Raw genomic sequence first — 11972 nt, 5'->3', positions numbered from 1 at the left:
GCCTTCTTCGCCGGCGCCTTGGCCGTGGTCGTCTTGCGGGTCGAGGTCGTCGCCGCCGCGGCACGGCCGGTGACGGCGGTGCCGAGGTCCACCGAGATGCCGAGCGTGCTCAGGTGACCGAGCAGTGCCTTGAGGTGCCTGGGCTCGACCGCGGCATCCTCGCTGGCCTGGCGGACCTGGTCGGGACTGACCCGTCCGGTTGGCTTGGCCTGGTCGATCAGTGCCTTCACGGCAGGGTGGGCGAGTACCTCAGCGGGTATCTTGCGCGCGTTCGAGGACACGAACACCTCTCCGTCGAACTTGGTCGAGACTTATCAAAACTGAGTTTGGGCGCGGCAGGGCCCGGGGTCGTCAAGAGCCGCAGATTCATTCTGCCACGATGGTGGTGAACAATCCCCATCCGGGGCATCATGTCCCCCAGCAACTCATCCGGCTGCTTTGGCTGCGGCTTTCTTCTGCTGTTTGTAGTCACGTACCTTCTGCAACGACGCAACGTCGACGACGTCAGCCACAGAACGGTAACCCTCGAGTGCGTAGTCACCGACGGCCTCCTGCCAGCCATCGGGCCGCACTCCCAGCTGCTTGGCCAGCAGCGAGACGAAGATCTGCGCCTTCTGCTTCCCGAAGCCCGGGAGCGCCTGGATCCGCTTGAGCAGGTCCTTGCCGCTGGCGGCCTCGGTCCACAGCCGGGTGACGTCGCCGCCGTACTCGTTGGTGACGATCGTCGCGATGCCCTGCACCTTCGCCGACATCGATCCGGGGAACCGGTGGATCGCCGGCGGCGTCGAGGCGATCGTCTTGAACTCCTCGGGGTCCATCTCGGCGATCTTGGCGGGATCCAGATGGCCGAGGCGGGTCACCAGCTTGTGACCTCCCTTGAACGCATCCTCCATCCGATACTGCTGATCCAGGGCCATACCCAGCAGCAGCGCGAACGGATCCTCGGAGAGCAGCTTGTCGGCGGCCTCGTCGCCGGTGATGTGGAGAGAAGGCATAAGGGACATCCTGCCTCATCTCGCCGCGCAGTACGCGGTCATGCCTGTGGAAAGCGGGTCGCGGGATTCCGGCATCCGTTGCACGCTGGGCCCATGGCCTCCATGCCCACTCTGTCCGAGACATCCGTCGAAGGGCTGCACGAGCCGCTCTCGCCAGTGCTCGAGAAGCGGCTGAGACGTGCTGTGCTCGACCACACCGCGACCGAGCACCGGCGCTCGTTCCTGGCGCTCGTCCATCTCGGCATCCCCGGCGGCAAGGAGGTCGCCCACGCGCATCGCGAGGACGAGCCCACCGACCCGTGGCTGCGCACCGACATCATCCACAGCATGCGCCGCCGGGTCGGTGTGCCCGACCCGATCGTGTGGCTGACTCGCTCGACTGCAGCGAAGCCCGAGGAGATCGGCGCCGGTGACCTGGAGATCGAGGACGTCGACCTCCGCTGGCTCGCCGCCGCCCGGCAGGCATTCCGGGAGATCGGAGCACCCCTGACGTACGTCGTGGTGACCCGCAACGCGTGGCTCGACCCGCGCTCGGGGCTGAGTCGCCGGTGGAAGCGGCTGCGCTACCGCAACGACTAGGTGCACCTAGGCCGGACGGTCCGACCGGAGCGCCTCCTCCCAGGCCGTCGGAGGAACGGCACCATCGAGCATCTGCGCGACCAGCACCCCGAGACCGTGGTGGCGCTCGCTCCGGAAGCACCTGTCGAGGGCACACCAGGCGAGCGCGCCGTCACCGCCCAACCAGGCGGCGAAGGCCAGCACCGCGGCCGGGTGGGCGACGTGGTCGTCGGGGCTGCGGCGTACGACATCGGTCCACAGGCGCACGTGAGCCGTGGCCTCCTCCCGGGTCATCCCACCCCAGGCGGCGTCGCGCCGCTGCGGGTCGCGCAGCGCGAGCAGCAGCGAGGCGATCTGACCGGCCGACAGCATCGTCCCGGCGACCGCGTCGTCGACCAGCCGGCCGACCTCGTAGATCTTCATCGACGCCGCCTGCCCCAGCGCCGCCTCGGTCTCGGCGACGGCCGTGGGGACTGCAGCGATCGAGGCGGCCAGCTCGGTGCGCGAGCGGCGCACCAGGTGGCCGTCGTAGACCGCCTGGGCGCGGAACGGATGCGCACCGACGTCGAACGGCACGCCGTCGTCGGGAACGTCGTGGAACCCGAGCGGGTCGAACCAGCGGCCGTCCTGCACCCGCAGGCACCCGATCAGGTCGATCTCGCACTCGGCGAGCCTTTCGGCGAGCCGGCGGGCGAGCTTCACCCCGAAGCGTGGGCCACTGTCGTAGAGGACGAGCAGGACACCGCGCACCTGGTGGCGGACGGCGGGCAGCAGCAGGCTGTCCAGGCAGGTCTCGACCTCGTCCGGCGGAGGTAGGTCGATCCTGCCGTGGACCTGATGCTCACCGCCGAAGGTCAGCATGACGAGCGACTTCTCGGGCTGGAAGCCGAGCAGGACGGGAACTGCCGCCAGGACGTCCTCGGGACGGGCGATGGAGAGTTTCGTGGTCATGCGACCACGATCGCCGCGACCCACCGACAGTTTCGGCGCCAATAACCGTGCCTGTGAACAACCGCCTCCCCAACCATTCCTGTGGATGGTCAACGGCCCGAAACAGACTGTCCCCGCCGCCAGATAGGTTGCCACCATGAGAGCGCACGCGTCGGTGATGCATCTCGACCTGGACGCGTTCTTCGCCTCGGTCGAGCAGCGCGACAAGCCGTCCCTGCGCGGGAAGCCGGTGGTCGTGGGCGGCATCGGCGGACGCGGCGTGGTCAGCACCGCTTCCTACGAGGCCAGGACATTCGGCGTCCGATCGGCGATGTCGACCCGCGAGGCCCGTGCGCTGTGCGGCCATGCCGCCTTCCTCTACCCCCGCTTCCATGCCTATAAGAAGGTCAGCGAGCAGGTCTTCGGGATCCTGCGCGATCTGTCCCCGCTGGTCGAGCCGCTCTCGCTCGACGAGGCCTTCGTCGACCTCGCCGCCGCCGACCTCCCCGACCTCGAGGTCGAGACCGTCACCGAGACCGCCTCCAGGATCCGCGAGGAGGTCGCCGAGGTCACCGGTGGCCTGAGTGCCAGCGTCGGCCTGGCCAGCTCGAAGTTCATCGCGAAGATCGCCAGCGACCTCGACAAGCCCGACGGCCTCGTCGTGGTGGCGCCCGGCACCGAGCTCGACCTGCTCCGCCCGATGAACGTGAAGGTCATCCCCGGCGTCGGCCCTGCCACCGCCGAGCGCCTGCGCCGCGCGGGCATCCACACGGTGGCCGATCTGGAGCAGGTCAGCGTCGAGGAGCTCGTACGCCTGGTGGGCAGGTCCCACGGCACCAACCTCTACCAGCTGGCCCGAGCCCAGGACGACCGTCGCATCGAGCCCGAGCGCGAGACCAAGTCGGTCAGCGTGGAGGGCACCTACGACACCGACCTGACCGACCGGCCGCTCATGGAGCAGATCCTCACCCGGCAGTCGGGCGAAGTCGCGGCAAGGCTCAAGAAGAACGGTCTCTCGGGCCGCACGATCACGATCAAGGTGCGGCTCTACGACTTCACCACGATCAACCGCTCCACGACCCTGCCGGCCCCCACCGACCAGGCCGGCGCCATCGCCCGCCTCGCCAGGGCCCTGCTCGGTGAGCTCTTCACCGCGGGCGAGACGGCCGGGGGCGTACGCCTGCTCGGGGTCGGCGTCTCCGGGCTCGCCGACTGGATCCAGGAGGACCTCTTCGGCGACGACACCGACGAGGACGCCGAGCCCGACCTCCCCCTGCCCGAGCCGGTGCGCCGGCCCACCTGGGCGGCCGGGATGGACGTCGTCCACGCCGAGATGGGCCGGGGCTGGGTCTGGGGCTCGGGACGCGGCGTCGTGACCGTGCGCTTCGAGACCGCCGAGACTCCCGCCGGGCCGGTGCGGTCCTACGCCGCCGACGACCCCGACCTGCGGCCGCTCAGCGAGTCCTGAACCCCTCCCCCGGCTCGGGACTCGCCGTCGCGGCGATGGGGTGCGGTATCGCGCCGAGCAGCCAAGGTGTGCGATAGCGCCGCGCGATGCGCCCGGCGTGCCGGTCCTGCGCTCGGGGCTTCGAGGGTCGCGGGGATAGGGTCTCGTTCATGTCTGCCGCCCTCTCCTCGACGCCCTGGCCGATCGCCCCCAAGAAGCCCTCGTCCAAGCAGTTCCACGGCCTGACCCGGGCCGATGACTACGAGTGGCTCCGGGAGAAGGAGAACCCCGAGGTCATCGCCTACATCGAGGCCGAGAACGCCTACACCAAGGAGCAGACCGACCACCTCGCCGACCTGCGCACGCAGATCTTCGAGGAGATCAAGGCGCGCACGCTCGAGACCGATCTGAGCGTGCCGACGCGGTCGCGCGGCTACTGGTACTACGGCCGCAGCTTCGAGGGGAAGCAGTACGGCGCCAGCTGCCGGGTGAAGGCCACCGACCCCGACGACTGGACCCCGCCGAACCCCGACGAGGTGACCGGCGAGGAGGTGCTCCTCGATCTCGACGCGCTCGCCGAGGGCCACGACTTCTTCAGCCTCGGCGGCTCCTCCGTCAGCCCCTCGACCACCCTCCTCGCCTATGCGACCGACGTCGCCGGCGACGAGCGCTACACCGTACGCGTCAAGGACCTCACCACCGGTGAGCTGCTCGACGACGAGCTCACCAACGTGCACGGTGGCGCCACCTGGGACCGCGACTCCTCGGCGCTCTTCTACACGACCGCCGACGAGTCCTGGCGCGCCGACAAGATCTGGTGCCACCGCCTCGGCACCAGCCAGGACGAGGACGAGCTGGTCTTCCACGAGACCGACGACCGGTTCTGGGTCGGCGTGGGACGGACCAAGTCCGACCGGTTCATGTTCATCGGCACCGCCGCGAAGATCACCGCCGAGTACCGCTTCCTCGACCTCGACGACCCCGACGCCGGCTGGCAGGTCTTCGCCGCCCGTGAGGAGGGCGTCGAATACTCCGTGGAGCACGCCACCATCGCCGGCGAGGACGTCTTCCTGGTCACCCACAACGCCTCGGGCCCCGACTTCGAGATCGCCACCGCGCCGATCGCTCCGACCCCGCGGACCGAGTGGCAGCCGCTCGTCCCCCACACCCAGGGCGTACGCCTGGAGGACGTCGACGCGTTCGCCGGCCACCTGGTCGTGCACCAGCGCAGCGACGGCCTGACCCAGCTCCGCATCCTGGAGCTCGGCGAGAACGGGGTGGCCGACGACTACCTGGTGAAGTTCGACGACGAGCTCTACACCATCGGATCCGGCTCCAACCCCACCTTCGAGAGCCCGGTCGTGCGGCTCGGCTACACGACGATGCGCACCCCGGCCTCCGTCTACGACTACGACGTACGCAGCCGCGAGCTGACCCTGCTCAAACAGGCCCCGGTCCTCGGTGGCTACGACCGCGACGATTACGAGGAGCACCGGCTGTGGGCGACGGCCGAGGACGGCGTACGCGTGCCGATCTCGATCGTGGCGAAGAAGGGGCTCCACGAGTCGGGGCCGATCCCGGTGCTGCTCTACGCCTACGGCTCCTACGAGGCCAGCATGGACCCCTACTTCTCCATCGCCCGGCTGAGCCTGCTGGACCGTGGGATCGGGTTCGCGATCGCCCACATCCGCGGCGGCGGCGAGATGGGCAGGGCCTGGTACGACGACGGGAAGATGCTGAAGAAGCAGAACACCTTCTCCGACTACATCGCCTGTGCGCGCCACCTCGCCGAGTCGGGCTGGTCGACGCCACAGACGATCATCGCCGAGGGCGGCAGCGCCGGCGGGCTGCTGATGGGCGCGGTCGCCAACCAGGCGCCCGACGCCGTCGGCGCGGTGGTCGCCGCAGTGCCGTTCGTGGATGCGCTGACCACGATGCTCGACGCCTCCTTGCCGCTGACGGTCACCGAGTACGACGAGTGGGGCAACCCGGAGGCCGACAAGGAGACCTACGACTACATGTCCTCCTACGACCCCTACACGAACGTCACCGCCCAGCACTACCCGCCGATCCTGGCCGAGACCAGCATCAACGACACCCGGGTGCTCTACGTCGAGCCCGCGAAATGGGTCGCCAAGCTGCGCGCGACGGCAGAGAATCCTGGTGACGTACTCCTGAAGACGGAGATGGCGGCCGGACACGGAGGAGTCTCGGGGCGCTACAAGGCGTGGGAGGACCGGGCGTTCAGCCTTGCCTGGATGATCGACCAGGTGACCTCTTCGTAGGGCATATCTGCGGGAATCTCGGGGTACTCCATGAGAAACCCCTGAGATTCACCTCATGATGCAACTTATCGCCCGCGGCGTACGTCGAACCGGACAAGAGATCGAAGACGGATTCGATGACAAGGCGCTCTACCAGGGAACACCTGGGAGGGGCGAAGCGTTGAAACCACCGTGAGGCCACAAACCTCACCGTGAGGAGGTTCCCATGGCGACACGCACCGCCACTGCCACCCGAGAGATCGAGGGCCGTGACAGCGTCGGGCTGTATCTCGACGAGATCGCCCGCAACGAGCTCCTGGATGCTGCCAAAGAGGTTGAGCTGTCCAAGGCGATCGAGGCCGGCCTGATGGCCGAGCACCTGCTGGCCGAGGGCCGCGTCGGCCGCAAGAAGGCACCCGGTGGAGCCACCCGAGCCGAGCTGGAGTGGCTGGCCGAGGAAGGCCACCGCGCCACCCGTCAGTTCATCAACGCCAACCTGCGACTGGTGGTGTCCATCGCGCGGAAGTACGGCCGCGCGCAGATGCCGATGCTCGACCTGATCCAGGAAGGAAACACCGGCCTGATCCGGGCCGTTGAGAAGTTCGACTACACCAAGGGCTACAAGTTCTCGACGTACGCGACGTGGTGGGTGCGCCAGGCGATCACCCGGGGCATCGCCCAGCAGGCGCGTGTGGTCCGGCTCCCGGTCCACGTCGTCGAGGAGCTCAACCAGGTCGGCGGCGCCCGCCGCACCCTGGAGCGTCAGCTCGGCCGCGACCCGGAGCCGGAGGAGATCGCCAACGAGCTCGGCATGGACATCGACCGCGTCCTCGACCTGCTCTCCTGGGGCCGTGACCACGTCTCGCTGGACACGCCGATCGACGAGGACGGCGACACCTCGCTGGGTGACCTGATGGCTCAGGAGTCGTCACCGTCGCCCGACATGGACGTCATCGACGTCGAGTCGCGCGAGCGGCTCAACTCGCTGGTCGGCCAGCTCGACGAGCGTTCCGCCGACATCGTCCGCTCCCGCTACGGCCTCACCGACGGCCGTCAGCACAAGCTCGCCGACATCGGCGTCAAGCACGGCATCTCCGCCGAGCGCGTACGCCAGCTCGAGCGCGAGGCCCTGCAGAAGCTGCGCCGCTTCGCCGATCCCGACCTCGCTGCCTGATCCTTACCCACCTGACTCGGCGCTCCTCCTCGTGAGGGGTGCCGAGTCTTTCTGTGCCGAGACGTCAGCCCGGTCGGCCGACGGGGCTGACGCCTCGGCGGTCAGTAGCCTTCCGGAGGCGGGGCCATCTCCAGGCGTACGCCGATGAGGCGGATCGGGCGGTCCTTCTCGACCCGCTCCAGGAGTGCCTCGGCCTCGTCGGCGAGGCGATCACCGTCGAGGGTAGGCTCGGGGAGCTTGTGGCCGCGGGTGACGGTGAAGAACGGCTTCAGGCGCACCTTGATCTCGACCCGGGTGACCGGGCGGCCCTCCTTCAGCACGTCCTCGAGGCACTCACCGCACAGGCGCCGGGTCGCAGCGACGATGTCGGGCCACTCGACGAGGTCCTGCTGGAAGGTCTCCTCGTGGCCGTGACCCCGCGCGACCCACGGCGAGGGGTCGACGGGGCTCGAGTCGGCGCCACGACCCAGGCGGCGCAGCCAGGGCCCGGTCGTCGGGCCGATCGCGGCCGCCAGGCCCTCCGCCGAGGCCGCACCCAGGTCGGCCACCGTCTCGATCCCGAGGCCGGCGAGCCGCTTCGCGGTCTTCGCCCCGATCCCCCACAGCGCGTCGGTCGGGCGGTGACCCATCTCGGCGTCCCACGACTCCCCCGTGATCCGGTAGACACCGGTCCCCCGCGGCTGACCATCCGGACCGGGCTCGTGCCCGCCCGCCCCGGCCTCACGCGCGAGGGCACCGTCGACGCGCTGCTTGGCGAACCCCGTGGCGAGCTTCGCCTGCAGCTTGTTGTCACCGACACCGACGCCGCTGCGCAGCCGGGTGCGTTCGAGCACGATGTCGCGCACGTCCTGGGCGAAGGCCGCCGGATCGCCGAGGTCGCCGTGGTCGGGGCCGGGTCCGAGGAAGGCCTCGTCCCAGCCGAGGACCTCGACCAGGACCGGTACGCCGCCCCACTCCAGCGATCGCAGCGTGTCCATGACGCCCGTGGAGGCCTCGTCGTAGGCCACGTGGTCGACCGGCAGCAGCACCGCGTCGGGGCACTTCCGAACCGCCAGCCGCAGCGGCATCCCCGAACCCACGCCGTGCGCCCGCGCCTCGTAGGAGGCCGTCGAGACCACCGCCCGCTCGGTCGGGTCCCCGCGCCCACCGACGATCACCGGCTTCCCTGCCAGCTCGGGCCGGCGTAGCACCTCCACCGCCGCGATGAACTGGTCCAGGTCGACGTGCAGCACCACGCTCATGCCGGCGCCTCCGTGCAGGAAGGCCAAGAGTACGGAGGCGTCGGCATGAGGCTTATGGTCGCTCGCTGGCGCTCGCTCATGCCCCGATGGTGCCACGAACGGGCGCGGCGAGGGGTCAGCCCTCGGAGGCGGCTTCGGAGAGCGCCGCGGAGGCCTTCTCGGCCTGCTCGCGTACGTCACCGGAAACCGGCACCGCCTCGGCGGTGCGCTGCTGCCACATCTGCATGGCCACGACCTTCGCGGCGGCGTCCTCGACAAGAGCGCGGTCCAGCCGACCCGAGCGCAGGGCCTTGACGACGCTGCGGTGCGCGGCCTTGGAGTTGGCCGGCATCAGCAGAAGATCGGCGCCGGCCTCGAGGGCGGCCACCGAGGGCTTCTTGGTGGTGGTCGTGACCGCGCCCATCCCCAACGAGTCGGTGACGGCGATGCCGTCGAAGCCGAGGTCGTCACGGAGCAGGTCGTAGATGGGGGCAGCCATGCTGGCGGGCTTCCCGGGAGCCACTGCCTTGACGTCGACGTGGCTGATCATGACGGCCGGCGCCCCGGCGTCCACCGCCGCGTCGAACGGCACCAGGTCGCGGCGCTCGAGCTTCTTCTTCCCGAAGTCGAGCTCCTGGAGGCCGAGGTGGGTGTCACCGGTGACGGCGCCGTGGCCCGGGAAGTGCTTGGTGGTGGAGACCAGGCCGGCGGCGTTGTAGCCCTGCACGGCCGCGGAGACCGCCGTCGCGGCGATCCTCGGGTCCTCGCTCGGGGAACGCGAGCCGATCGTCGGATCGGCCGCGCCGACGGTCACGTCGGCAACCGGCGCGAACGCCCAGGTGAAGCCCAGGTCGCGCAGCTCGAGCGCCGTCGTCCGCGCCGCCTCGGTCGTCGCCGTGACTCCCTTGCGCGGCTTCGCCTCGATGGCGTCCCCTGTGCGCGCGAACTCCGGGAACTCGGTGGCCACGCCGCGCAGGTGGGAGACGACGCCACCCTCCTGGTCGACGCCGATCACCGCTGGGAACGAGCGGCCATCAGCCGCCACGGCTCGGGAGACCGCGGCGGTCGTCTCACGCACCTGGGCCTCGTCGACGACGTTCTCGCCGGTCACGCTGACCCCGGCGAGGTGGAGCTTGCGCACCATCTTGGCCGCCTTGGCCGGGTCGGTGCCGTGGTAGCGGCCGACGATCACCTGTCCGGCGAGCTGCTTCTCGTCCCAGCCCGCCACCAGCTCGCGGGCGGTCGCCAGCTCTCCGCGCGTCGGCCCCCAGGCGAGCGGCGTGGTGTCCTTCTTCGGGTCGGTCTTCGTGGTGGCGGCGGCCGGCCTGTTCGGCTCTTCCTCGGCCCTCGTCGGCATTCCGACGGTCACCGCCGCCGCGCCCGCGCCGGCCGCCAGGGCCAGCACGGCCCCGGCGATCACCGGTCGCATCCACCGCCTCGGACGACGCTGCTGATCCTCTGAATCGGTGTGCATGCCCCCAGTCACGCGGCCGAGTATGTCAGCAACACCCGCTCATCACCGCGTTCCGGCGAGTGCGTCGTAGATCTCCCGCACCCGCTTGCGCAGGTCGTCGAGGGTGCCGGTGTTGTCGATGACGTACGTCGCCGCGGCGAGCCGATCCTCGCGACTGGCCTGCGCGGCGATCCGGGCGCGGGCGTCGATCTCGGTCATCCCGCGCGCGATCGCCCGCTCGACCTGGGTCTCGACCGGTACGTCGACGACGATCACCTCGTCGAAGAAGGGCGCGTAGCCCACCTCGACCAGAAGCGGGATGTCGTTGACGACCAGCTTGCCGGCCGCCCGGCCGGCTTCCTCGAGCTCCGTGGAGCGCGCCCCGACCAACGGGTGCACGATCGCGTTGAGCCGCCCGCGGGCGCCCTCGTCGGCGAAGACGATCTCCCCCACCTTCGCCCGGTCGAGCGCGCCCGACTCGGTCAGCACCGACGGACCGAACTCCGCCACGACGTGGGCGAGCCCCGGCGTACCGGGCTCGACGACCTCCCGGGCGATCTTGTCCGAGTCCACGATCACCGCCCCGAACCCGGCCAGCAGCTCCGACACCGTGCTCTTCCCCGAGGCGATCCCGCCGGTGAGTCCTACGCGCATGGCCCCAACCTAGTAGGGCCGTTGTCGGCGCCTCGCGCCACCTAGGCCGGCATGGCCGAGTCGAGGCTGTCGCTGCAGGCGAACCGGCGCCGGTAGGCCTGCGGGGAAAGCCCCCGCACCCGGGTGAAGTGGTGGCGCAGGGCCGCTGCGTTGCCGAAGCCGACCTCGCTCGAGATCCACTCCACCGACCGGTCGGTGCGCTCCAACAGCTCCTCGGCCCGGCGCACGCGCTGCGCGGTGATCCAGGCATAGGGCGTCGCGCCGGTCTCGGCGCGGAACCTGCGAGCGAACGTACGCGAGGACATCAGCACTCGATGGGCGAGCGAGTCCACGTCGAGGTCTTCGTGGAGGTTCTCCACGATCCAGGCCAGCAGGGGACCGAGCGTCTCGGCGTCGACCTCTGGCACCGGGTGGGAGATGAACTGCGCCTGACCACCGTCGCGCTGGGGCGGCACGACCATGCGGCGGGCCACGGCGGAGGCGACCGCTGCGCCGTACTCCTGGCGCCAGATGTGCAGGCACGCGTCCAGCCCGGCGGCGGTGCCGGCACTGGTGATGATCTGCCCGGTATCGACGTAGAGCACCTCGGGCACCACCTTCGCCTCGGGGAACCTCGCAGCGAGCTCGTCGGTGTACTTCCAGTGGGTGGTGCACTCACGCCCGTCGAGCAGACCCGCCGCACCCAGCGCGAACGCCCCGCCGCAGACGGTCAGGATCCGGGCACCACGGTGATAGGCGCGCAGCAGCGTCTCGGCGACCCGCGGCGGCACCGGGTCGCCCCGGCGCATGGCCGGCACACACACCAGGTCGGCCTCGTCGGCCCGTTCCAGACCGTGGGTGGCCTCGATCCCGAAGCCCAGGTTCGAGCGCACCAAGCCGGGCTCGAGCGAGCAGACACCGAACTCCAGCAACGGCACCCCGTCGTCGCGCCGGTCGAGCCCGAAGGCCTCGCACACGACTCCGAACTCGAAGGGGGCGACACCGTCCCAGATCACCGCAGCGACGTTCCTAAGCACCTCAGAAGGGTGCCAGTTGGCAGGAAATCACGCAACTTAGGCATTTCTGCCAATGTGGCAGGAATACCTGGTAGCGAAGAATTACTGCCATGACCACAGCACTGATCCTCATCGCACTGTTCGCCCTCGTCACCTACGCCACGCTCGCCACGATCCACGGCGACCGCCCCAAGGCCGCTCCCCGGTCCCACGCCATCGACCCGGCCTTCCAGCCTGCGGCCAGGCTCCCCTAGAAAGCCGAATGCCCGGCCCCTCGAAAGG

The 11972-nt window shown here is 69.9% G+C and carries 11 protein-coding genes and 1 pseudogene; 5 read left to right on the top strand and 7 right to left on the bottom strand.

Features of this window, described 5'->3' with window-relative positions; genetic code table 11:
* Both ACFU7D_RS25090 and ACFU7D_RS25085 read right to left on the bottom strand, forming a co-directional pair.
* Positions 1 to 281 (bottom strand): annotated as a pseudogene (locus ACFU7D_RS25090) (RNA polymerase sigma factor); the annotation flags it as partial.
* A 144-nt stretch (positions 282 to 425) separates the two neighbouring features.
* Positions 426 to 1004 carry an HhH-GPD-type base excision DNA repair protein gene (locus tag ACFU7D_RS25085; RefSeq protein ID WP_378872486.1) on the bottom strand — a complete coding sequence of 193 codons (579 nt, stop codon included), beginning with the start codon at positions 1002 to 1004 and terminating at the stop codon, positions 426 to 428.
* A 93-nt stretch (positions 1005 to 1097) separates the two neighbouring features.
* Here ACFU7D_RS25085 and ACFU7D_RS25080 point away from each other — a divergent pair, with 93 nt between their 5' ends.
* On the top strand, positions 1098 to 1574 hold the full coding sequence (locus ACFU7D_RS25080) for a hypothetical protein (protein ID WP_378872483.1): 477 nt from the start codon (positions 1098 to 1100) through the stop codon (positions 1572 to 1574).
* 6 nt (positions 1575 to 1580) lie between these two features.
* Here ACFU7D_RS25080 and ACFU7D_RS25075 read toward each other — a convergent pair whose 3' ends face one another.
* On the bottom strand, positions 1581 to 2504 hold the full coding sequence (locus ACFU7D_RS25075) for a DUF4192 domain-containing protein (RefSeq protein ID WP_378872480.1): 924 nt from the start codon (positions 2502 to 2504) through the stop codon (positions 1581 to 1583).
* 136 nt (positions 2505 to 2640) lie between these two features.
* Here ACFU7D_RS25075 and ACFU7D_RS25070 point away from each other — a divergent pair, with 136 nt between their 5' ends.
* From ACFU7D_RS25070 to ACFU7D_RS25060, 3 genes are all read left to right on the top strand, one after another.
* Positions 2641 to 3951 (top strand): DNA polymerase IV, encoded by a 1311-nt coding sequence (locus ACFU7D_RS25070; protein ID WP_378872478.1) that lies wholly within the window; start codon positions 2641 to 2643, stop codon positions 3949 to 3951.
* Positions 3952 to 4100: 149 nt separating this feature from the next.
* Positions 4101 to 6215: a S9 family peptidase gene (locus ACFU7D_RS25065; protein ID WP_378872475.1), complete on the top strand. Its 2115-nt coding sequence runs from the start codon at positions 4101 to 4103 to the stop codon at positions 6213 to 6215.
* A gap of 205 nt (positions 6216 to 6420) precedes the next feature.
* Positions 6421 to 7368: an RNA polymerase sigma factor RpoD/SigA gene (locus ACFU7D_RS25060; protein ID WP_378729860.1), complete on the top strand. Its 948-nt coding sequence runs from the start codon at positions 6421 to 6423 to the stop codon at positions 7366 to 7368.
* A 101-nt stretch (positions 7369 to 7469) separates the two neighbouring features.
* Here the strand turns inward: ACFU7D_RS25060 and ACFU7D_RS25055 are convergent, their stop codons facing one another.
* From ACFU7D_RS25055 to ACFU7D_RS25040, 4 genes are all read right to left on the bottom strand, one after another.
* The gene (locus ACFU7D_RS25055) at positions 7470 to 8609 is read right to left on the bottom strand and encodes a DNA polymerase IV (protein ID WP_378872471.1); all 1140 of its coding nucleotides are present in this window, start codon (positions 8607 to 8609) and stop codon (positions 7470 to 7472) included.
* 115 nt (positions 8610 to 8724) lie between these two features.
* Entirely contained in the window at positions 8725 to 10017 is a 1293-nt protein-coding gene (locus ACFU7D_RS25050; RefSeq protein WP_378872469.1) for a glycoside hydrolase family 3 N-terminal domain-containing protein, read from the bottom strand.
* 87 nt (positions 10018 to 10104) lie between these two features.
* Positions 10105 to 10695 carry a dephospho-CoA kinase gene (coaE, locus tag ACFU7D_RS25045; RefSeq protein WP_378872466.1) on the bottom strand — a complete coding sequence of 197 codons (591 nt, stop codon included), beginning with the start codon at positions 10693 to 10695 and terminating at the stop codon, positions 10105 to 10107.
* A gap of 41 nt (positions 10696 to 10736) precedes the next feature.
* The gene (locus tag ACFU7D_RS25040) at positions 10737 to 11711 is read right to left on the bottom strand and encodes a helix-turn-helix domain-containing protein (protein WP_378872463.1); all 975 of its coding nucleotides are present in this window, start codon (positions 11709 to 11711) and stop codon (positions 10737 to 10739) included.
* Between the two features lie 89 nt (positions 11712 to 11800).
* Between ACFU7D_RS25040 and ACFU7D_RS25035 the strand changes: the two genes are divergently transcribed.
* Positions 11801 to 11944: a hypothetical protein gene (locus ACFU7D_RS25035; RefSeq protein ID WP_378729850.1), complete on the top strand. Its 144-nt coding sequence runs from the start codon at positions 11801 to 11803 to the stop codon at positions 11942 to 11944.
* The last annotated feature ends 28 nt before the right edge of the window (positions 11945 to 11972 follow it).

Origin of the sequence: Nocardioides sp. NPDC057577, from assembly GCF_042801335.1 — a bacterium.
Classification (GTDB): Bacteria; Actinomycetota; Actinomycetes; order Propionibacteriales; family Nocardioidaceae; genus Nocardioides.
The sequence above is the reverse complement of the archived record's forward strand: the minus strand, read 5'-3'. Positions and strand labels throughout refer to the sequence as shown.

What these genes read in the sequence shown, in the direction of transcription:
- ACFU7D_RS25085 (WP_378872486.1), bottom strand. Translation starts at nt 1,004, where the DNA reads ATGTCCCTTATGCCTTCTCTCCACATCACCGGCGACGAGGCCGCCGAC.
- ACFU7D_RS25070 (WP_378872478.1), top strand. Translation starts at nt 2,641, where the DNA reads ATGAGAGCGCACGCGTCGGTGATGCATCTCGACCTGGACGCGTTCTTC.
- ACFU7D_RS25065 (WP_378872475.1), top strand. Translation starts at nt 4,101, where the DNA reads ATGTCTGCCGCCCTCTCCTCGACGCCCTGGCCGATCGCCCCCAAGAAG.
- ACFU7D_RS25055 (WP_378872471.1), bottom strand. Translation starts at nt 8,609, where the DNA reads ATGAGCGTGGTGCTGCACGTCGACCTGGACCAGTTCATCGCGGCGGTG.
- ACFU7D_RS25060 (WP_378729860.1), top strand. Translation starts at nt 6,421, where the DNA reads ATGGCGACACGCACCGCCACTGCCACCCGAGAGATCGAGGGCCGTGAC.
- ACFU7D_RS25075 (WP_378872480.1), bottom strand. Translation starts at nt 2,504, where the DNA reads ATGACCACGAAACTCTCCATCGCCCGTCCCGAGGACGTCCTGGCGGCA.
- ACFU7D_RS25080 (WP_378872483.1), top strand. Translation starts at nt 1,098, where the DNA reads ATGCCCACTCTGTCCGAGACATCCGTCGAAGGGCTGCACGAGCCGCTC.
- ACFU7D_RS25050 (WP_378872469.1), bottom strand. Translation starts at nt 10,017, where the DNA reads ATGCGACCGGTGATCGCCGGGGCCGTGCTGGCCCTGGCGGCCGGCGCG.
- coaE (WP_378872466.1), bottom strand. Translation starts at nt 10,695, where the DNA reads ATGCGCGTAGGACTCACCGGCGGGATCGCCTCGGGGAAGAGCACGGTG.
- ACFU7D_RS25035 (WP_378729850.1), top strand. Translation starts at nt 11,801, where the DNA reads ATGACCACAGCACTGATCCTCATCGCACTGTTCGCCCTCGTCACCTAC.